Raw genomic sequence first — 19,486 nt, 5'->3', positions numbered from 1 at the left:
TGGTGGCCTTCAGGGCACGCATGAAACGGTCGTGGCGGTATGAAACGGGCGAATGGGTGGACTTTTCGTCCTTTGTGGAGGGTAGGCGGCTTCGAAGGACAGGCGCCCGAGGCTTCGAGCGGCGGCTGCTGCGACAGTTCTCAGACGCGTTCTTATTGCTCACACGCCGACCAGATGAGCCCACGTCACTCTGTCACGTCGAAGTTGATATCGAGCCGAGGCCCACTCGGCGAGCCAGTCACTGTAGTGGTGTAGTTGACGACGGTCTCCCTGGGCGAACATGGCGGCCGCGCGACCTCCGACGCTACCAGTCAGCAAAGCGGGACCCATTCCCTCACCGGTCAGCGGATCCACGACTCCAGCGGCGTCGCCGCAGGAGATCATACCGAAGTCGTGGTGCCAGACCCTGCCGTCTCCTGACCACAGCGGTTCGTAACCGCCGCGCCACTGTGCAGTGGCGTCTTTGTGTGACCCGGCACTGTTAGACAATATTTCTATATTTCGCCGGAGGTCTGAGCGCGACAGCGAAAATACTCCGGTATTGCGCGTTCCACTCATCGCCGGAAAATCCCAATGGTAACCGGGGCCATGGGCGGCCGCATCGAATTGAAAGCATAGATTGTCACGACCCGAGTCCGGCTCGTAACGCGTGACAGCAGCAGCGCGGGTAGGGTTCCCGTCAATTCCCCACGAAGCACTCGTCCGCGTCGCCGCGCCATGCGCCAGCACCACCGCATCGGCCCTCAATACCACATGTTCGCGTGTGTGCAGAACCACCCGTATCTGCAACCCACCCCGACCGGCGACGCACAACTGTCCCGCTCGCGCGTGATAGCGGACATCAACGCCCGCTGCCGCGGCCCGGTCACGGAGTGTTTGATCAAGTATTCGCCGCGGCACCATCCAACATCCTCCGGTCATCAGCTCGTCCCAGCATCGACCCGCGGATGCCTCGAACCGCACGTAGTCGACGGTCCGCCCGCCCAACCGGGAAGGATCGACAACACCGCTGGCTCGCAGCTCGGACAACGCCTCGTGCACAAGCGCGTCACCGCAAGCCTTGTCGCGATGCGGACCGCCCCGTTCAAGCAGAATCGTGTGCACTCCGGTGGTGGCCGCGGCGAGGGCCGCACTTGAACCAGCCGGGCCACCCCCTATGACCACTACCGTCGGAGGGCTCACCACCGGCGCTCCTCTCGTGCGTGTCATGCCAGCCGGTTCGACCCAGAACCGTTCTCCAGATCTAACCCGTTGACCGGCCTGCGGCATCGTCGAGCATCTCCCACCACCACGCAATGGTGGGAATGGGCAGCGGTTCCATCACGTCGTCGACCGGTCCGGTGTCACGCACAGTCGGCATGCTGGGCCGTTCGATGACGACGTCGTCGTCCGGGTTGCGGGGATCCTGGTATCGCTCGCTCGTCAACGCCCATTCCAGGTAGCCGCGAATCCACTGGCCAAGCCCAGTCAGGTAGCGGGCGAGTTCGGGTGCCGCGTCGCGAAGCACCTGCTGACGCAGGCGCATGAAAAGGCACATGACTCGATCATGGAAGGCGGTGGCGATCGGGACAGCTTGTTGTATCGAGCAATCGTTTTCGAGGGCCAGCACACTCAGTGCACCGGGGATGGATGGATATCCGTACCGATGACTGCGGAACACTTCCTTGTCATATCCAAAAATGTCGTTGCCCCACGCAGTCAGAAAACTGACCATCTCCTCCAGTGCTTGAACTCGCGGATCATACTTGTCGTTAGGTGCAAGGCGATAGTCACCGACGATCGGAATCATCTTCACCACCAACTGGCCTCCCTGACTCATACGGGTAACTACGTACTCGTCGAGCCCGGGAGTCTGCCGCTCCGGCCGTGTGGTAATCGACAGCAGCAGGTTGAGAATGAAGGAGTGCACGCTGTCGGCCCACTGTGTGATCGCCACCGGGCCGGCATGTCGGTGGAGGCGGAGCAGGGCATCCCGCAGCGACCTGGTCATCCACGGCTGGTTTCCTGATAGTTCCGTGGCGGGTCTTTCGAGCATTCGGGCGAGCCACAGCAGTTGCACGCTCAGCTGAGGTGACACGCCGGTGGTCGACTCATCCGCGATCGAGTCGTCGACGGCGTAGAACCAGAGGGTGAGGTCACTGTAGATCTGGCGAAGCTGAGCGGAGCCGTCTGGCACCGTCAGGCAGGCGGACAGGCCAATATTCATGTCCGCCAAGCGGTCCCGTTGCTTGCCGTCACGGCAGACTCCGAAGCGGTCCAGCCATGCGACCGTGCCCTGGTTGATCTCCTCGGCGCCCGGCGCAACCTCGACAGGAATCGGACAGTAGAACGACGGGATCGTCAGCGGACTGAACGACATGATTACCACCTGTAACAGGAGTACTCGTCTTCAGAATTGTCCTCATGAACCGTGGAGCGACGAGGTTCGTGAAGGCGAAGTCTCTGCACCCTCCCCTCGATCACTCTCGGCAACGTTATCGCGCACAGAATCCGCCAGCGTTTAGCCAGCGGGCAGGCCAACGCTGGCGGATCGGCGGCAGCGCCCAGCCCTCAGTTCACCAGGACCCGACGAATCCGGCGCCGGTCGAAGTCACGAGCGCTCGCGCGTGAGCTCGATGGAACACGGGTTGAGGTCCCCGTGGTCAGCCCCCGAGCCCATGGGCTTTGAAACCGAAATTGGATGTCGACTCTCCAGGGCGCAGTGTGTAGGACTTGCCTTTGCATTTGGAGTCACTCCAGAACACGGCGTCATAGTAACTGTTGTTCACCGCTGATTTGGCATGTCCAATGGGCTTGTCCAGACTCCTGCAGTCACCGTATGCGACCGGCCACGATTGATCGTACTGGCCGTTAAAGTTGGTGTCGTGATAGTAAGTGATAGGGCCGCTGTCGTTGGCGTGAATTTGGTCGGCACCGGCCGCCGCTGGGGCGACCAGTGAGACGAGCCCTGCGGCTGCTGCGACAAAAAGTCCCTTACGCAGCACGGGCGCAGAAAAACGAAACATATTCACTTACTCCATCCTGACGTGTTTGAGTGGACGAAATTCCATGACCTCGCGACCATAGGCGCAACTCACGGCCAGCCTCAACTATGATCATTTACAACCCCGTTCGTCTTCGTGCTGTCGGTAACCTCTGTCCGGGCGTGTCGAGTCTGACCTATTGCGCTAACGCATTCACTGTGCGGCCGGAGTGGGCCGGTCCGAGGCATAGTTGCAGGCCACCGGCGATGGCGACGTGGCCGCAGGGCGGGACGCGGTGCTCCCATTCGACTGCGGCAGCCGAGCCGATCGCTGGCGGCATGGTGTCCGCGAGGACTGTTGTCGGCGAGCAGGGGCAACGCTCACCGGTGTCTTGAGGTTGCTGATCGCGTGCCCGCCAGCGGATCGCACGCGACCGCTCACGCCAGGCGACTACTACTCCTTCGGGCACAACCAGAGCCACGGCCACGGCATGGTGATGAGCCGGTAACGCCACCGCCCTGGTTGATCACGTTAGGTGCTCGTGACTCACCCAGAACAAGATCCCTTTCACCCACGCCTAGGCTGCGGCGCCCAGTGTGTGCCGGACGGGCTGAGTGAATGAGAACCGGCCCGACTCGTTACCGAACCCGCGGGCCAGTTCGACCATCCGCTGCCGCAACGCGGGGTGCTCGCGCCGCGGCACCGCCTCCCACATCGCGCGCTGGCCGTGCGACCAGGAGAACTCCACCAGGTGCTCGGCGTCGCGGAAGACCGCCTCGACCACGCGGTGCGCCGTGCGCACTTCAATAAGGCCGCCTTCGCGGAGCGGCCCCTCGACGCCTTCGTCGGAGGCGAACGGTCCGCGGCTGCCGCTGGTCCGCGCGTCCAGCATCTCCTTCGGGAGGTAGGGCGTGAAGACGGCGTCGATCTCACGCCACCGCTCGTCCTGGGGTCCGAAGGTCGTCACGCCCATCCGGCCGCCGGATACCAGCAGGTCTGTCCACGAGCGGATCGCGGCGGCGGGGTCGGGCAGGAAGAACAGCACGAGCGACGACGCGACGACGTCGAACGATGACACGGGCAGGCCGGGCGCGGCGGCGTCGGCGATCCGCACCTCGACCTGCGGCAGGTCCAGGAAGTCCTCGGCCGTGCGGTTCACCATCCGCGGCGCGAGATCGATGCCGAGCACGCGCCCGGTCAGCCCGACGGCACTGGCCAGCGGGGCGAGCAGCGCCCCGCGCCCACAGCCGACGTCGAGCACTCGCTCTCCTAGCCGTACGGCCAGTTCCTCGACCAGCCCCGATGCGATCGGCCGGAACCATGGCACGCCGACGTCGTCGTAGGTCTCGGCGGCCCGGTCGAACACGCCGACGATCCCCTTAGGAGTAGTCATAACGGCACCTTGCCACCGCGACCACGTCAAAGCCAGTGTGACAAACAGCGGCACATGGCGTTGCCGGCCGCATCTGTCGGCAGTGATCTAAGCTCCGCCGCCGTGTCGACGACTCAGTACCGTCGAGCAGGATGATGTCCCACCGGACGCCTCCGCAGGGCGCGTCGGGTGGAGGGCGTCCGTCGGGGGTTTGGTGACTTTGCGAGCGGGGTTGGCGCGTTCGTCGATCAGATCGTCGTCTTCGGCGCGGCGATAAATGCGGCGCACGGCGGCGACGAAGTCTTCCGCGGCGTTGCGTCCGCCGCGGGAGTTGCGCCGGACCAGTGCGTTGGCTTTGACCTGCTCGGCAAGTGCGCGGATGTCGCTGGCGCTCACTGCATCGAGTCGCCGGGCGCCCCAATGCCGGTGTACGTGTTTCCAGTAGGAGCCGTACGCCCGCGCGGTGGTGACCGACAGGGTCGCGGCGACCTTGGGGATGTAGACGTCGAAGGTCGGCATCTCCGGCTTGTCCGCCGGGTCGGCGAGCAGGTCTTCGGCCGTGACACCCATCCGCGACAGCAGCAGCCGCGCGGCGCCGATCTCCGCGTGTCCCGCTGTTTGCTCAGCGGGATTCTTGGTCATCGTCCACCTCCCAGCAGCTGCGCGTGGTAGGCGGTGATCAGGGGGTCTATGGCTGCGCAGGATGCACAGGGCGTTCGAAGTGGAAGAACATCAGGCCTATATCCTAGTGTCTTGTGATTCTGTTGTTTTTACTTGGTGTTGTTGTCGACGAGTTTCTTGATGTTGGTCTGGACGAGGCGGACTTTGGCGAGGATGTCCTCGGCGGTGGCGGTCCAGGTGAACGGCTTGGCGTCGGTGTTCCAGTGGGCGATGTAGTCGCGGATCTGCTTGATCAGGACTGTGACGCTGGTGAAGGTGCCGCGGCGGATGGACTGGCGGGTGGCGATGCCGAACCAGGTTTCGATCTGGTTCAGCCAGGAGGAACCCTTGGGGGTGAAGTGGAAGCGCACGTGCGGGTTTTTCTCCAGCCACGCCATGACGTCGGGCGTGGTGTGGGTGGACAGGTTGTCCAGCACGACGTGGATCTCGGTGCCCGCGTGAGGTTTCACCGCTTTCTTGAGGAAGGCGAGGAAGTCGGCACCGTTGCGGGTGGGGGTGCACTCGCCGAACACCTCTGCGGTGCTCACGTTGAGTGCGGCGAACAGGTTCGTGGTGCCGTGCCGGACGTAGTCGTGGGTGCGTTTCTCGCTCGCGTCGAACTCGATCGGCAGCAGCGGCTGAGTGCGGTCCAAGGCCTGGATCTGCGTCTTCTCGTCGATCGAGAGCACCACAGCCCCGCCCGGCGGGTCGAGATACAGCCCGACGATGTCAGCGACCTTCTCGGCGAAAGCCGGGTCCTTGCCGACCTTGAACGTGCCCTGACGATGCGGCTTCAACCCGTTCTCACGCCACAGCTTCGCCACGTAATGATGCGACACCGACACCCCCTCGGTGCGCGTGATGAACACAGCCATCTCCCGGCTCGACCAGTGCGACAACCCCGACTCACCAGGCGGACTGGTGCGCGTGGCCGCCAGGATCCGAGCCCGGATCGACGCCGGAACCTGCTCCCGGCCCGCCCCACGCGGCCTCTCCAGCAACCCCGCGATCCCCTCGGCACCATAACGGGACAACCAGAAATTCACCGTCGGCCGCGACACCCCCGCCAACGCCGCGATCTCCAGCTTCTGCCGACCCTCCGCCCACCACAACACGATCCGCGCCCGCGTCGCCACCGACGCCGGCACGTCCGAACTGTCCATCAGCGCCCGCAACTCAGCACGCTCGTCCACCACCAACTCCATCCGACAAGTAAACCACACGTAAACTAAACAGCATCACGCGAAACTAGTCGCCAGGAGCCGCTCTTGGCTATCCGCGATTCACCGATTCTCAATCCGAAATATGACTGGTTAAATTTCTGGAAAATTAATCTATCGTGTCAGGGCGTCCGGTATTCGAGCTGGGGAGAAAAGTAGTGACCGTCACCAAGATCGATCATCGGCTCGGCCGGCAGATGGACGGCGCCGGCCGGGCAATGGGGCCACCGTTCACGGTCCTGCTGGGAGCTGACTACTCCGGTAAGTCGAGCGCGCTGGTCGAGCTGGCCGATTCGTGCGAAGTGGTGTCGGTGGACGACGAGTTCCTCGTTGACGGGCGGGGTGTTGTGCGCGCTCTCAAGCGTGCGCTGGTCAAGGAGGTGCTGCCCGCGCTCGACGACGTTTACACGGTCGACTTCGCGATCAGTCTGCTCCAGACTGCGGTAGTCCACCTGCGTGACCGGATCGCTTCCTGTTCCGGCGTCCGACCTGTCGTGGTCGATTCTTATTACTACAAGATTCTCGCCAAGTGCCGGTTGCTGAGCGGGAAGCCGAATCCGGCTTTCGACTGGTGGCGCTCGTTTCCGAAGCCGGAGCAGGTGATCTACCTCGAGGTGGATCCGGTGACGGCCTGGCGTCGCTGTGGCGATGGCGCGCGCATAAACCGCTTGGAGCATCACGGTACCGAACCGATTTATCCGGCCTTCGTGGATTTCCAGCGAGAGTTGAAAGTCTTGATGCTCGAGGAGGTGGAAGCGGCTCCCATTAGGGTGATCCCTGAGCGCGCCGGAGTTGCCGCGACCGTGGCCGAGATCCGTGAAGCGATGGTGCGACGTGTCGCCTGAACCCGGCTCGGACCGGTTGGACCGGTACCGCGCGCGTGTGTTCGCCGAGCGGGCCGGGCTACTGGCCGCGAATACCAACCTCCTGGCGCATCAGGCGGAGGTACTCGAGAACCTTCTCGCGCACAACGCGGACACGGTCTTCGGTCGTGAGCACGGATTCGACAGCATCCGGACACTGGCGGACTTCCGTAAGGCTGTCCCGATCCGCGATTATCGCGCACTGGAACCGTGGGTGGAGCGGACGGCGGCAGGTGAGCCCGGCGTGCTGTCGGCGGACGACCCGGTCGTCTACTTCACCAGCAGCGGCAGCACCGGTGCGCACAAGAAAATCCCGGTGACCGCCGAGTTCATGCGCAGCGTGTTCTTCCCGTTCTTCTACGCCGCTTGGGCACCGTTGGCGGAACACCATCCGGACGTTCTCGCACGGCCGGACGCGGTGCTGAATCTCAAACACGATCCGCTGCCCGTAGCCGGGATCACGCGGTCCGGACGTCCCCACCTGGGGGCCAGCCAGGTCGACTTCGGCGCAATGTTCGGCGAGCCCCTGTCCGCCGAGCCCGGGAGCGACGCGTCCTGGTCGACGCTGCGGTTCCCTGTCGCGCCAGACGATCACTTGGAGAAGGCCTACCTGCGGCTGCGGCAGGCTATTGTGGGCGATGTCCGCTGCGTCATCGGCATCAACCCGGCCGCGGTGGCCGCACTGCCCTACCAGCTTTCCTTGTGGTGGCAGAGGATCGTCCGGGAGATCCACGATGGGACACTGGGTGGGCATCCGTTCGCGGCCCCGGATCCTGGCCGCGCCGCCGAACTCGAACGTCTCGCGGCGATGTTCGGGACGGTGCGACCTGCACATGTCTGGCCGAACATGCGGGCGATCTTCTGCTGGACCAGCGGACTCGCGTCGCTGTACCTTCCCAGGCTGCGCGAACAGTTCGGCGCCGACGTGCAACTTCTGCCCGCGCCGGTGGCGGCGTCGGAGGGCCCGGTCGGGGTAACCCTTGACCGCCACGCCACGGCGGGAAGCCTGGTCTCGACGGCGTCGGTATACGAGTTCGTCAGCGCGGACGATGAACTGGACGCTGGGTCGGCCACCTTCGAGCCGCACGAACTCGAACCCGGCCGTGAGTACCACGTGGTGTTCAGCCACATCGGCGGCCTCTACCGTTACGCGGTCGGAGATGTGGTCCACGTCGTCGACGTCGACGGTGGCGTACCGCGGGTCGAGTACGCGGGCCGGGCCGGCGGTGCTGACGTCGCCGGAGAGCGACTACGCGAGTCCCAGGTGCTACGCGCTTTGAGAAGCGCGCTGTCGACCTGTGGCTTGGAGATCCGAAACGCGTCCTGCCACCCAGAGCGGGGTGATGGAGCGAAGCCGGGGTATGAGTTCGCGCTCGCGCCGCAACAGCACTGGGGTACGGCGGAGGTGGCGAAGCTCGGCACCGTGCTGGAGACCGCGTTGTGCACTGAGGCGCCCGCCTACGCCGCCGCTCGTCGCAGCGGTGGGCTTCGGCCGCTCGCGGTCCGGGTCCTCGACCGCGAGGCGTTCGCGCGGGACTGGCACGCCGAGGTCGGCGCTGGCACCCGTCCTGCCCAAGTCAAAGACCGGTTGATCCGCACCGATCCGGCCAACTGGCGCCGGTTGACCGAATCCGAACCCAGCCCATCGGGGGAGACTCGCCATGCCTGACCTTGCCGCCGTCGAACGCACAGCGCTGCTGACCGCCGCGCTGCGAGCCGCCGAGTCGCGTCGTCCGGACTGCCTCTATTCCGATCCTTACGCCGAGGCGTTCGCCGGTGAAATCGGTCCCGGCCTGCTCGACGAGATCCGGGCGGTAACCTTCCCGCCCGAGCGGGATCGCACGTTGCCCAGCACACCGGACTACAACGCCATCCGTACCCGGTTCTTCGATGATTTCCTGACCGGTGTCGCCTGCGATCCGGGGATGCGCCAGCTCGTCATCGCGCCGGCCGGAATGGATTCGAGGGCCTTCCGGCTGGACTGGCCAGGGCACGTCACGTTGTTCGAGGTGGACCGGCCCGCCGTGGTCGAGGTCAAGGAGCAGGTACTGGGCGCGGAGGTGCCGCGCGTGGACCGGCGCGTGGTCGCGGTCGATCTGCGCGCGCCGGACTGGGAGACTCGGCTCGTCGATGCCGGTTACGAACCGACACGGCCCTCGACCTGGCTGTTGGAAGGACTGCTCTACTACATCCCGGAAGCCGACGCCCACCGTATTCTCGACCGGGTCCGGGCCCTGAGCGCGCCCGGCAGCGCGATCGCGGCGGACGTCGTCAACGCCGCTGCGCTCCGGTTGCCCTCTATGAAGGGGCTTCTCGAAGTCTTCGCCCGATGGGGCTGTCCATGGTTGTTCGGCACCGACGAACCCGAAGAGTTTTTCGCGCGGCACGGGTTCTCGGTCCAGGCGGTCCAACCCGGTGAGCCGGGCGCCGACTTCGGCCGCTGGCCTGATCCGGTGCCGCCGCGCGCTGTCGGCGACGTTCGCCGTGTCTTCTTCGTGCATGGAACGCCGGCCACCCGCTGAACCTCAGGAAGGAAAGTTCGCGATGGCAAGGATCGTGATCGTCGGCGCCGGTGTGGCCGGCCTGGCGGCAGCGCTGGCCACGGCTCGGGAAGGGCACGATGTCCTTGTGCTGGAAGGATCGGCACCCCCTCCGGAGGGTCCGGTCGAGGAGGTCGCCTCCCGGTGGCATCGACTGGCGGTGCCGCAGGCACGGCATACGCACTCGTTGACTTCGCTCGGGGTACAGGCACTTCGGGCGAGGGCACCAGATGTGCTCGACGCCCTGCTCGAGGTGGGGGCACCCCTGCTCGACCTGACCCGCTCGGCACCGCACGATCAGCAGCCGGACGACCCCGACCTGGTCGCACTCGGCTGCCGGCGCACTGTCCTCGAACTGGTGCTGCACCGCGCCGTCCGCGACACGGCGGGAGTGGTCTTCCGGTACAACGACCCGGTGCGCGGCGTCTCCATCGGTGCGGACCGGCGGGTCACCGCAGTGCTCCTCGACGGCGTCACCGTGGCGGCCGATCTCGTCGTCGACGCCACTGGCCGCCGAGGCCGAGCCAGGGACTGGCTGATCGCCGCGGGGCAGAGCGTCCCTCCCGACCGGGTCGTCCCCACGAAGCAACTGATCCTGGGACGCTTCTATCGGCGACCTGGCCCACTTCGAGCCCTGAACCGAGGTAACGCCGCGGGGGTCGTCAGTGATCACTACATCGGCGTGTTGCACCCCGGTGACTGTGAGCACTTTTCGGTAGCGATCGGCCTCCCACTGCGGGACAAGGCATTCTCGGCTGTCCGCGAACCGGCCGTTTTCGACGCCGTCGCGGCCGCGACACCCTGGGTGGGCGATTGGTTCGCGGACGGCCGGGCGGTCCCGGTCTCGGGGGTCGGGGTTCTCGGGAGCCCACCCAACCGGCTCGGGGGGCTGGCGATAGATCCGGCGCCGCCGGTGGCCGGGGTGGTGCAGGTGGGCGACGCGGCGTGCGTGACGGATCCGACCTTCGGCCGCGGCATGTCGCTCGCGCTGGTGCATGGGCTGGGCCTGGCCGACCTGGTCGCGGAAACCTCCGGCGACGATCTCATGGCTCGCGCGGCAAGGTTCGCCGCGGACCTCTACGAGCCCTGGTTCGAGCACGCGGCGGCGGAGAGCACCGACCGGCTCCGGCGGCTCCGGCAGGCGGCGCTGGGCGACGCCGGATCTGGCGGAGCGCCGACCGGATTGCGGGCCGTCGGCCTGGCCGCGACCCGGGATCCCGTCGTTTGGCACGGGCTGACCCGCGTGCTGATGGGACTCGATCGCCCCGACCTCTTCGACAAACCGGCCTTCGCGGCGCGGGTGAGTACCGCACTCGCCGAGTACCGGGGCGTCGTCCCGCGAGGGGCCCCCACCCGAGCGGAGCTTGTCGATGTGATCGCCCGCACGAGCAGGGTGGTGTCACACTGAGCGCCGCTCCTGGCGCGAGGCCGAAGAAGCGGAAGGGAGTGCTTGTCGCGCCGGTGACGATCACCCCGACGAAACCCTTGACCCCCAGCCACCTTAAGGGTCTGCTTTGGACAGACGTCATGTACCGCGCTACCGACCTGCTGACGTCGGTGACCTACCGGTACAGCCCGAGCACTTACCACCCGTGCGAGCAGACGCTCGGCTTCTGGGAGTTCCTCGACCGCACGGTCGGTGAGGTCGACTACTCGAACTGCTCCGAAGATGACGTCGGCGAGTTGTACGTGCGCTACCGGGCCGGACAAGAGCGCGCCCCGTTCGCCGATTGCCGGCCCTATCTGGAGGCGGTCGAGAACTCCGGTTGGGTGCATCCGGCGAGTGCCAGGGTACTTGAGCTGTGGGCCGCTCATTACGCCCGTCTCGGCCTGCACAATCCGGGACTCTCCACGCACCAGCCGCCCGGCCTCGGACTAGACGAGGTCATCGATCTGCTGATGGCCGCGGGGCTTTGCCTGGACCTGCGAAACAGCGGCGGGCCGGTGTACCTCGACCTGACCGCGGCTGGCCTTCCCTTGCGGCAGATCGTGAGTGCCGAAGGCCGACCGAACTACCTGGCTTGCGCCCTGCGTGAACTGGTGCCTCTCGTCCCTCTTCACGATGAGACAGTGCTGCTATATGACCGCGGCCTGGAACCCGACTACGTGCTGCTGCACAAGGCACTCGAACGGCTCGACGGGACGGTGCACCGGGTTTCGCTCGGCCGTGTGCCGGTGGACGGGCGCATCACCTCGGCCAGGCAGGGTGATTGGCGCACCCTTTCGGTACGCACCCTCTTGGACGACGTGACGTCGCGCCACGACGAGATGACCGTACGCCTGGGAATGCGGCTCTACTTCATCGCGAAACTGGGGCCGGGCGACAGGGAATCGTTTCGCGCCGATCTGCTCGAGAGGACCATGACGCGGGCGGAGCGCCTGCTCGCGGCCGCGACGGGTGCGACGGGGGACGTCGAATATCTGGAACCGCACCGGGGTGTTCACCAGCGCGTCGACCCCTACCGACTGACCTCGGGACTGCTCGCCCGGCACCGGGATCCGCCCGGTGCCGCTATGTTGGCCGCAGTGTACACGTGAATCTCACACAGGAACTGCTGCGCGCCGAACTGGCCCGCCGAGTTGGCGCCGTTCGCCCCGATCTGGCCGGCAAGCTTGATCTCTCGACAATCGACGGCCTGTTCGCGGCTCAAACGGAGATAGCCGGTGCGGATCCGGATTCGGTCACCGGTGTGGTGTCCGTGCTACGGGCGTTCGACCCGGCCGCCTGGATCAGCGAGACGATCACCTTCGCCGCGACCCTCACCCCGGCTGAAGCGGACGTCTGGCGGACCGCGCTGACCCGGACCTATTTCCTCGCCGGCAATCCGGCGAACCTGGTGGACCGGTTCCGGTTCGCGCACGTCGCGGACGATGGGAACGTGGCCTGGACCGCTCCGGTGGACGGCCGGGTGAGCCTGCCGCTGCGACGGCTGCTCAAACTACTGGAAGCGCCGGCTCCACTGCCACACTGGCGCCAGCTCGACCTCGCGGTGCCCGGCGGGCCGAAGACAGGGCGGACCAGGGGGCTCTATATCGCCACCGCGGGTGCGACGGTCGCTCGCAGCCTGGTGCACCTGAACCACCTGCTGGTCGAAGCCGTTTTCGACGGCCTCGTCGCCGGGGGTGACCAGCTGCAGGTGCGTCAGGTGCCACGCCTGCTCGGTGTCCCCTCGACCTTCGTCGCGCTCCGCGTCGCCGCCGACCCTGGCAACCCTCACCTGCTCCGCGCTTTCGCGGGACTCACGAAGGAGGTTCCCCTTGCCCGATAAACCGCGTCCCCTCCGCTTCGGCTATCACGGATTCGCCGGCGTGCCGGAGGCGATCGCCCACGCCGCCCGAGAAGCCGGAACCGAGGTCGAGCTGATCGAGTACGCCGTCGACGACCCGTTCCGGTTGCTGCGGTCCGGTGAGCTGGACCTGATGATTGCCAAGTTCTGCTGTCATGAGCCGGACTTGGCTACGTCGGCCACGCTGATGACCGACGCCCGCGCCGCCGTTGTCGGTGCTTCGCATCCGCTCTCGGGGCGTGACTCGGTGTCCATCGAAGAGGTGGCGGCTTACGACGGGTTCGAGTGTCCAGGAACTATGCCGGGCTATGTGTGGGACACGGTCGTCCCGCGGCGCACGCCGGGCGGACGTCCGATTCGGCGGCGGTATTCGGTGCGTTCGACACAGGAGATGATGGAACTGGTTTCGAGAGGCGAGGCCGTGCACATCTCGTTGCTCTCGTTGGCCGCTTTCGCACCCCACTCGGTCCGTGTCGTGCCGATCCACGACCTACCGCCCGCTCCGGTGTTTCTGACTTGGTGTCGCGAGCCCGGCGCACCTGGCGTGCGTGCGTTCGTCGCGCGGGCCGAGGCCGAGATGTCGGCGGCACCGGTGGACGTCCGGCGAACGCACCTGCGGCCCACTCATCTTCGAACCACGGGGGCATAACGGGCAGGGTTGATTTCTCCGCGCGAATCGCCGGTGCGCTGGGGGCCACTAGAGCGTGTCTGCTAAAGATTGGGGAGTTGGTGCGCGATGCTGAGCAAGTGCTGCGTGCGGACGAAATCTCTGACGAGTTGTGGGCGTTGATCGAGCCGGTGTTGCCGGTGGGCGGACATCAGGGTCGTCCCTGGAACGACCACCGCCAGACACTGGAAGGGATCATCTGGCGTTACCGGACCGGGTCACCGTGGCGGGACGTTCCTGACCATTTCGGGCCGTGGCAGTCGATCTGGGAACGACACCGACGCTGGGCCGACGACGGCACCTACGTACGGATGTTCGCCGCCGTGCGGGCCGCCGCACCCGAGCGTGACGAACAGCTGCGCACTCTGCTCTCGATCGACTCCACCATCGCCCGCGCGCATCAGCACTCCGCTGGTGCGCGCCACGATGCCCACACAGGGGGCACGATCGAATGACACGAATCTCGCCCACGAACCAGCCGATCACGCCCTGGGTCGTTCTCGCGGCGGACTGAGCACCAAGATCCACGCCCTGACCGACCGGTTCTGCTGTCCGTTGACGGTGCTGCTCTCACCCGGCCAGGCCGGTGACAACCCGTACCTCAAGCCGCTACTGGCGGCACACCGCCACGGTGACACCGAGACGTTCCGGTTGCTGGCGGACTAGGCATATTCCCACCCCAGCACCCGAGCGCACCTGCGAGCGAAGAAGATCGCCCACACCATCCCCGAACGCTCGGACCAGATCAAACGCCGCAAGGACAAAGGATCAGCAGGCGGACGACCACCCGCGTTCGATGCCGAGATCTACAAAGACCGCAACACAGTCGAACGCGGCTTCGGCCGCCTCAAGCAATGGCGAGCCATCGCCACCCGCTACGACAAGTACGCCACCACCTACCTCGGCGGCGTCCTCCTCGCCTGCATGCTCATCCACCACCGCACCCGCAATTAGCAGACACGCTCTAGGCCGACGAGCCGCTGGGCCGGTCACACAGGAACCTCAACAGCCTGGCCCGCCGCGAGGCGGCTGTGCACCAGATCACCCTGAAAATACTGCTGGGTCTACGCCACCGTCCCGCCCGGCGACACCGGCCCGGCGATCCGGGGTGTGTCTCCGCTGAACAGGAACCGCAGATCGGTCCGGACCGGCCGCTGCACTCCGACAGTCCGGAGACCCGGTTCGGGACGTTCGACTCCACCGACCTGACCGGCTACGTGGCTGTCCTGGACCAGATCCTGCGGCACCTCGCGACGATCCCCCCCCCGTGTGGGCGCTTCACGGATCGCTGTCCAACTTCGCGGCCGACACGACCGACGCCGCCGATACCGGGCTCCAGCGCCGCGTCGGGAAACGCAGGACCAGCTAATTAGCGGTTTGCACAGATGTGGACCGCACCGGTGGTCACAGTCGTGTGGGCGGGTCGTTCTGTGGTCGATCAGTTTCGTTGCGTCACAGTGTGCTCGGCAGCGGGCGAGTTCGGCGTAGAAGGAGTCGAGCGTGTTCGCTGTCGGAGCGCCGACGCTGGGTGAGCCGAGTAGCGGTTCGATTTGATTCTTCAGGTCGCGGACGGTGCCAGGATCCATGTCGGCGGTCTCGAGATGCTGCTGGATCAGGTGGGTCAGAGTCGCGTTCGTCCTGGGGTTCCGCTGTTGGTTGACTTCGTTGATCAGCCGGGTGCGGACTTTTTCGGCCTCGGCTTCCGCGTTCGGCCCTGGCTGGACGAACTCCTGCAGGTACTGGCGCTTTTGGTAACGGTGTCGTGACCGGTGTAGACGCGCACGCGCAGGGCACCGCTTGGAGCGACGTCGATGCTCCCTCGCTGTCGCTTCCAGGTCGGCGTATAGGTGGCCATGAGCTCGAGTTCACAGCGAACTCGCGTCTTGATTGATGTCTTGCCCTGACCGTGCGGTCGTCCCGAGCGTTACGCTCGGGACGAAACCGCAGATCAACTAGGGTGCCCCCGGCGGGGCACCGTACAGAACTGTCCGTGTGTGCCGGCTGAATCAGCGGGCGATGCTACGGCCAGTTGCTGGACGCGCGGGATGGTGTGGGCGGCGATGTCGACCTTGAAGGCGGCCTGGTGGGTGTGCTTGTTGTAGATGACACTGAGAGAGAAGGCGTCACAGAGCTGCCGGAGTAGGTGGTGGGGCATGGCGGCTAGGTCCAGGGTGGTCTCCGGCAGGTACTGGATGAGGTCGACGGCGTTAATGGGGTGCGCCGGTGCGGCGTCTTGTAGCTCGGCCAACTCGGCGAGCTTGGTGCGGTGGTCTGTGGCGAGTGAGGTGAGCCGCCGCTGAAGCCTGTCGAACACCGCGCCGGTCGGGTCGTCGCGTTCTTCGAGGGTGCGCAGGAGCCGCTCTTGGCGGAGTTCGAGGTCGTCGATGGTGCGGCCGACTGCCTCGATCTTCTCCACGTGGGCGCGGGCGTGGTCGAGGTCTGCGGTGTTGACGGACGCGGCGAGGAGCTCTTGTCGGTCGGGGCCGAAGACGTGGGTGTTGAAGAAGTCCGTCGCGGCGGCCAGCAGCTCCCGTTCGGGAAGCCAGATCGTCGGTGGGTGGCCGTCGGGTCGACTCTGGCCTCGGGGTTGGCAGTAGTAGTAGGTGTTGGCTTTGCGCGTCTTGCCGAACATGCGCTTGCTGCACAGCTCGCACACGATGTAGGACCGCAACCGGTAGACGTTCTCTGTCTGCCGGTGCGGGTTGGCCGTGCCGGGGCTGGCGTCGCTGCGGGAGCGTTCCCGTTTCGGCGCGATGTCGAGGGCGGCTTTGAACGTGTCCAGGTCGATGATCTCGGGATGGGTTGGTTTCTTGGACCAGACCCACTCGCTGGTCGGGTTGTACTTGCCGGGGTGGATCGGGTCCTTCATCGCGCGCCGGTTCCACACCTGGTAGCCGGTGTACTTCGGGTTATGCAGGACGTCGCGGACCGAGGAGTGGGTCCACGCGCCGACGGCGCGCGCGGGGTCGGGCGGGACGGGCGGCGGATAGCGGTCCAAGTCGAGGTTGAGGCGTTCGGCGATCGCGCGGTAGCCGAGCTTCTCGTCGATGCGCCAGCTGTAGATCTGCTCGACGACCGGTGCCCGGACAGGGTCAGGGGTCAGCTTGGTCTTGGATCGGCCCTCGGCGCGGCGGGCGGGCACGGGGTGCGGGATTTTCTCGGCCAGGTAGCCGTAGGGGGCTTGACCGATGTTGAACCCGGCCTCGGTGTGCTGCTCGAAACCACCGCGTGACTTCTCCAGCATCTCCAGCACGTACCACTCGGAGATGCCTTGTTTGACCCGTCGGGTGAGCACGTTGGTGGCCCGAGGGGTGGCGCCGCGCGCGAGTTCGATCGGCTCGTCGGCGGCCAGCAGCCGGACTCCGTGGCGTTGGAGTTCGTGTTCGATGCGGGTGGCGTAGACGGTGCGCCGCCCGATCCGGTCGATCGACTCGCAGATGACGATGTCGAAGCGCCGCCCCGGTGAGGCGGCTTCGGCGAGCATGTCGGCGATGCCGCCGTCGCGGTGGATCGGGATGGTGAACTGCTCGTGCGCGGTGCCGTGTCCGCGCTGGTCGAGGTCCTTGCGTCCGGACTCTACGTCGTAGAAGTGCGCGACGATCACGACGTCTTGGGGCACCCCGGCCAGTGCTTTCTGGCAGTTGCCCAGTTGTCGTGGCAGCGACAGTGTCGGGTCCTGCTTGTCGTCGGTGGAGGTGCGCCCGACGAAGCACGCGGTGAGGATCCCGGTGGCCGCCGCTACCGGAGCGCGGAGACCGGCGAGGACTTCCTGCGGGGTGAGGGCTTCGCGGTGGCTGTAGGTCAGGCCGTGTCGTGCAGGGTTGCGGATGTCTCCGGGGTGTTCTGGGTTGCCCACCATGTCAGCACCTCCCGGATCGCTCGGGCCTGCACCAGCGCGAGCTGGCGTCCGCGTTCACCGTCGACGAGAGTGATATCGAATGTCGTCTGGAGAGGACGCTCATCGTCGATGACCCGTGGTTCTCGGCGTAGTGATGGCGGACGAGACTGGGCGGTGGGGCGAGTGGTTCTCGGGCCTCGCGGTGGCCTGGTGGGAGTCTGGTCACGCGCGTCGTCGTGGTGCCTGCTCACCGTCGGCTCCTTTCCTCAGCCGTGTTCGGCTGTCGTGGGGGTATGCGGCGGTCCAGGACACCTCAGTCCACACCGAGTGCGCAATGTGGTTGGTCACGATGACTCGGCATCGCTGGATGTGATCGTTGCGGGATCACGGTTTCACCGCCGTATTGCTTCCATGGCCCTGTGGAGAAGGTCGCCGGTCAGTCGTGATTCGTTGTGCTGTCAGGAAGACGTCTTGGGGCACGATGCGCGGACGCACGGTCTTTTTCGATCACGTCCACTCGTGAACGGGACAAGGTCGTCGGGTGGTGTCGCGTCGGTTGGTCACCTGGTATCCGGTGTAGACCGGGTTGGACACCACCGCGCGGACCTGGGACGCCGTCCAGCGCCGAGGCGGACCATTCGTGTGCGGCGTGGACGAGACGGCCGAGGACGCGCTCTGGTTGAGGTCGCGGGCGATCTGGGCGACACCGCGTCGCTGACACACGTAGGAGGAGAAGATGCTCTGCACGATCGCGGCCTGCGTAGGGCTCGACGAGTTAGTCGGCGCCGGCGCTGGCGGCGCGGGCCAGAAGCTGGTCGATGCCACCGGCTACCCGCTTATCGCCCACCGAGCATCCTGTGACGGATCGGCCGCCGGTGCCCAGACCGGTGTGAGGGCCGGCATCGGCGTAACACCGCACAATCGGGGCCATCGTGCCGAGCGCCGCGCGGACGGCGCGCACCTGGCGTTGCAGGGACAACAGTGGTTGCTCGTCGCGGGCGACCCGACCGTAGAAGACGACCCGTGCTCGGGTGCGCGGTCCGTCGTGGCAGCGGTGGTGAGTCGAAGAATTCATCGCAGGCGTGTCCTTTGGCTAGAAGGCTTGTCCGCTGCGGCACCGCGCCGCAGCGGTGCCACTGACGCATCCACGCTCTGTACGGGTCGAGTCTGCAAGCCGACCGGTTGCGGCGGGACTTGTCGTGGGCCGCTGCCGACCGGATCCCCGCCATGGGGTGCCGCAACCCCAACCGACGTCGATTCGTCGGCTGGTGCGGCAGCACGCCTGTCATCCGGCGTCGCTGTGCGATGGGTCGTCGGCTGGCGGGATGGGCTACGCACCGCGCGCTGGGATGTCGCCGTCGCTCGGCGGTGTTTCCGCGAGCCACTGATGGCGATTGGCCGCCGTGAATTCGGCGACGGTGATCAGCGGCGGATGCACCCATGTCTCCGACCAGACCCAGGCAGCTCGCGGAGTTAGCTTCCCGTGATGGGTGCGTCCCCAGACCTGACGACCGAGATACTTCGGGTTGCGGAGGATCGCCCGCACAACCTCCACCGTCCACGCACCGGGCTGCCCTGTCTCGGGGTGCAACGGCGCGGGGTAGCGGGAGGCGGCGAGACGGCGACGGATCTCCTTGGTGGGCAAACGATCCGTTCCCCGCCACACAAAGATCATGCGTACGGTGGCCGCTTCGACCGGCTCCATTACCAGCCGGTTACGCCAGCGGGCTCGCCTACCGGTCGGAGTCACCTCGACCCGTTGGGCTCGATAGCCGTACGGCACGTCGCCGGTGTTGAACCCGGCGCGCACCAGTTCCTCGGACCCGCGACGTGCTTGGGCGAGGGTGGCGGTGTGGTACTCCCGCAGGACGCGCTGGCGGACCGCCCACCGCACGTCCGCGCTGTCGGTCGTCGGGCTGCTGTCACGGTCGGTCGGCGGTCGCTTCGACGGGCAGAACAGGCGTGCGCCGCGGGCGGCGACGCGCTGGGCGAGAGATCTGCGGCCAGCGGTCGCGGCCCATCGGGGAACGCCGTCCTGGTTGGTGTTCATGGTCATGGCCGACTCCTTATCGGGTA

Annotated in this window: 19 protein-coding genes and 1 pseudogene; 9 read left to right on the top strand and 11 right to left on the bottom strand. The window is 66.2% G+C overall.

Annotation, left to right across the window (positions count from 1 at the left end):
• Nucleotides 1-159: 159 nt before the first annotated feature.
• From QMK34_RS47710 to QMK34_RS06730, 6 genes are all read right to left on the bottom strand, one after another.
• Complete coding sequence (locus tag QMK34_RS47710) at nucleotides 160-1,209, bottom strand: NAD(P)/FAD-dependent oxidoreductase (protein ID WP_442785105.1); 1,050 nt, start codon at nucleotides 1,207-1,209, stop codon at nucleotides 160-162.
• A 34-nt stretch (nucleotides 1,210-1,243) separates the two neighbouring features.
• Complete coding sequence (locus QMK34_RS06750; RefSeq protein ID WP_326412644.1) at nucleotides 1,244-2,359, bottom strand: terpene synthase family protein; 1,116 nt, start codon at nucleotides 2,357-2,359, stop codon at nucleotides 1,244-1,246.
• 283 nt (nucleotides 2,360-2,642) lie between these two features.
• Nucleotides 2,643-3,011 (bottom strand): hypothetical protein, encoded by a 369-nt coding sequence (locus QMK34_RS06745; protein WP_326412643.1) that lies wholly within the window; start codon nucleotides 3,009-3,011, stop codon nucleotides 2,643-2,645.
• A 529-nt stretch (nucleotides 3,012-3,540) separates the two neighbouring features.
• Nucleotides 3,541-4,356 carry a class I SAM-dependent methyltransferase gene (locus QMK34_RS06740; RefSeq protein WP_326412641.1) on the bottom strand — a complete coding sequence of 272 codons (816 nt, stop codon included), beginning with the start codon at nucleotides 4,354-4,356 and terminating at the stop codon, nucleotides 3,541-3,543.
• A gap of 87 nt (nucleotides 4,357-4,443) precedes the next feature.
• The gene (locus QMK34_RS06735; protein ID WP_326412639.1) at nucleotides 4,444-4,977 is read right to left on the bottom strand and encodes a hypothetical protein; all 534 of its coding nucleotides are present in this window, start codon (nucleotides 4,975-4,977) and stop codon (nucleotides 4,444-4,446) included.
• 128 nt (nucleotides 4,978-5,105) lie between these two features.
• Nucleotides 5,106-6,188, bottom strand: coding sequence for an IS630 family transposase (locus QMK34_RS06730; RefSeq protein WP_326412637.1), 1,083 nt, complete (start codon nucleotides 6,186-6,188; stop codon nucleotides 5,106-5,108).
• 185 nt (nucleotides 6,189-6,373) lie between these two features.
• Here QMK34_RS06730 and QMK34_RS06725 point away from each other — a divergent pair, with 185 nt between their 5' ends.
• From QMK34_RS06725 to QMK34_RS06690, 8 genes and pseudogenes are all read left to right on the top strand, one after another.
• Nucleotides 6,374-7,060, top strand: coding sequence for a hypothetical protein (locus tag QMK34_RS06725; RefSeq protein WP_326412635.1), 687 nt, complete (start codon nucleotides 6,374-6,376; stop codon nucleotides 7,058-7,060).
• On the top strand, nucleotides 7,050-8,747 hold the full coding sequence (locus QMK34_RS06720; RefSeq protein ID WP_326412633.1) for a GH3 family domain-containing protein: 1,698 nt from the start codon (nucleotides 7,050-7,052) through the stop codon (nucleotides 8,745-8,747). Before QMK34_RS06725 ends, QMK34_RS06720 begins: the two co-directional genes overlap by 11 nt.
• Nucleotides 8,740-9,600: a class I SAM-dependent methyltransferase gene (locus tag QMK34_RS06715; protein WP_326412631.1), complete on the top strand. Its 861-nt coding sequence runs from the start codon at nucleotides 8,740-8,742 to the stop codon at nucleotides 9,598-9,600. Before QMK34_RS06720 ends, QMK34_RS06715 begins: the two co-directional genes overlap by 8 nt.
• Before the next feature lie 22 nt (nucleotides 9,601-9,622).
• The gene (locus QMK34_RS06710; protein ID WP_326412629.1) at nucleotides 9,623-11,026 is read left to right on the top strand and encodes an NAD(P)/FAD-dependent oxidoreductase; all 1,404 of its coding nucleotides are present in this window, start codon (nucleotides 9,623-9,625) and stop codon (nucleotides 11,024-11,026) included.
• Nucleotides 11,027-11,079: 53 nt separating this feature from the next.
• On the top strand, nucleotides 11,080-12,156 hold the full coding sequence (locus QMK34_RS06705; RefSeq protein ID WP_326412627.1) for a hypothetical protein: 1,077 nt from the start codon (nucleotides 11,080-11,082) through the stop codon (nucleotides 12,154-12,156).
• Nucleotides 12,153-12,887 carry a DUF6182 family protein gene (locus QMK34_RS06700; protein ID WP_326412625.1) on the top strand — a complete coding sequence of 245 codons (735 nt, stop codon included), beginning with the start codon at nucleotides 12,153-12,155 and terminating at the stop codon, nucleotides 12,885-12,887. Before QMK34_RS06705 ends, QMK34_RS06700 begins: the two co-directional genes overlap by 4 nt.
• Nucleotides 12,877-13,554: a LysR substrate-binding domain-containing protein gene (locus QMK34_RS06695; protein WP_326412623.1), complete on the top strand. Its 678-nt coding sequence runs from the start codon at nucleotides 12,877-12,879 to the stop codon at nucleotides 13,552-13,554. The genes QMK34_RS06700 and QMK34_RS06695 overlap by 11 nt, the downstream gene beginning before the upstream one ends.
• Nucleotides 13,555-13,652: 98 nt before the next feature.
• Nucleotides 13,653-14,526: pseudogene (locus tag QMK34_RS06690) on the top strand (IS5 family transposase).
• Nucleotides 14,527-14,636: 110 nt separating this feature from the next.
• Here the strand turns inward: QMK34_RS06690 and QMK34_RS06685 are convergent.
• Nucleotides 14,637-14,819, bottom strand: a complete 183-nt coding sequence (locus QMK34_RS06685; RefSeq protein WP_326412621.1) for a hypothetical protein — start codon at nucleotides 14,817-14,819, stop codon at nucleotides 14,637-14,639.
• A 354-nt stretch (nucleotides 14,820-15,173) separates the two neighbouring features.
• Here QMK34_RS06685 and QMK34_RS06680 point away from each other — a divergent pair, with 354 nt between their 5' ends.
• The gene (locus tag QMK34_RS06680) at nucleotides 15,174-15,338 is read left to right on the top strand and encodes a hypothetical protein (protein WP_326412619.1); all 165 of its coding nucleotides are present in this window, start codon (nucleotides 15,174-15,176) and stop codon (nucleotides 15,336-15,338) included.
• A gap of 182 nt (nucleotides 15,339-15,520) precedes the next feature.
• Here the strand turns inward: QMK34_RS06680 and QMK34_RS06675 are convergent, their stop codons facing one another.
• The 4 genes from QMK34_RS06675 to QMK34_RS06660 all read right to left on the bottom strand — a co-directional run bounded on the left by QMK34_RS06675 (nucleotide 15,521) and on the right by QMK34_RS06660 (nucleotide 19,466).
• On the bottom strand, nucleotides 15,521-17,431 hold the full coding sequence (locus QMK34_RS06675; RefSeq protein WP_326412617.1) for a recombinase family protein: 1,911 nt from the start codon (nucleotides 17,429-17,431) through the stop codon (nucleotides 15,521-15,523).
• Nucleotides 17,432-17,917: 486 nt separating this feature from the next.
• A complete protein-coding gene (locus QMK34_RS06670) occupies nucleotides 17,918-18,235 on the bottom strand; it encodes a recombinase family protein (RefSeq protein ID WP_326412615.1) in 318 nt (105 codons plus the stop codon).
• Nucleotides 18,186-18,485: a hypothetical protein gene (locus tag QMK34_RS06665; protein WP_326412721.1), complete on the bottom strand. Its 300-nt coding sequence runs from the start codon at nucleotides 18,483-18,485 to the stop codon at nucleotides 18,186-18,188. The genes QMK34_RS06670 and QMK34_RS06665 overlap by 50 nt, the downstream gene beginning before the upstream one ends.
• 255 nt (nucleotides 18,486-18,740) lie before the next feature.
• The gene (locus QMK34_RS06660; RefSeq protein ID WP_326412613.1) at nucleotides 18,741-19,466 is read right to left on the bottom strand and encodes a recombinase family protein; all 726 of its coding nucleotides are present in this window, start codon (nucleotides 19,464-19,466) and stop codon (nucleotides 18,741-18,743) included.
• Nucleotides 19,467-19,486: the final 20 nt, after the last annotated feature.

The organism is Amycolatopsis sp. H20-H5 (assembly GCF_035828755.1).
GTDB lineage: Bacteria > Actinomycetota > Actinomycetes > Mycobacteriales > Pseudonocardiaceae > Amycolatopsis.
This window is presented reverse-complemented; position numbering and strand designations above follow the sequence as displayed.

Coding starts and splice junctions, on each gene's coding strand:
- QMK34_RS06675 (WP_326412617.1), bottom strand. CDS start 17,431: ATGGTGGGCAACCCAGAACACCCCGGAGACATCCGCAACCCTGCACGA.
- QMK34_RS06680 (WP_326412619.1), top strand. CDS start 15,174: ATGCTGCTGGATCAGGTGGGTCAGAGTCGCGTTCGTCCTGGGGTTCCG.
- QMK34_RS06740 (WP_326412641.1), bottom strand. CDS start 4,356: ATGACTACTCCTAAGGGGATCGTCGGCGTGTTCGACCGGGCCGCCGAG.
- QMK34_RS06715 (WP_326412631.1), top strand. CDS start 8,740: ATGCCTGACCTTGCCGCCGTCGAACGCACAGCGCTGCTGACCGCCGCG.
- QMK34_RS06660 (WP_326412613.1), bottom strand. CDS start 19,466: ATGACCATGAACACCAACCAGGACGGCGTTCCCCGATGGGCCGCGACC.
- QMK34_RS06710 (WP_326412629.1), top strand. CDS start 9,623: ATGGCAAGGATCGTGATCGTCGGCGCCGGTGTGGCCGGCCTGGCGGCA.
- QMK34_RS06750 (WP_326412644.1), bottom strand. CDS start 2,359: ATGTCGTTCAGTCCGCTGACGATCCCGTCGTTCTACTGTCCGATTCCT.
- QMK34_RS06735 (WP_326412639.1), bottom strand. CDS start 4,977: ATGACCAAGAATCCCGCTGAGCAAACAGCGGGACACGCGGAGATCGGC.
- QMK34_RS47710 (WP_442785105.1), bottom strand. CDS start 1,209: ATGACACGCACGAGAGGAGCGCCGGTGGTGAGCCCTCCGACGGTAGTG.
- QMK34_RS06665 (WP_326412721.1), bottom strand. CDS start 18,485: ATGAATTCTTCGACTCACCACCGCTGCCACGACGGACCGCGCACCCGA.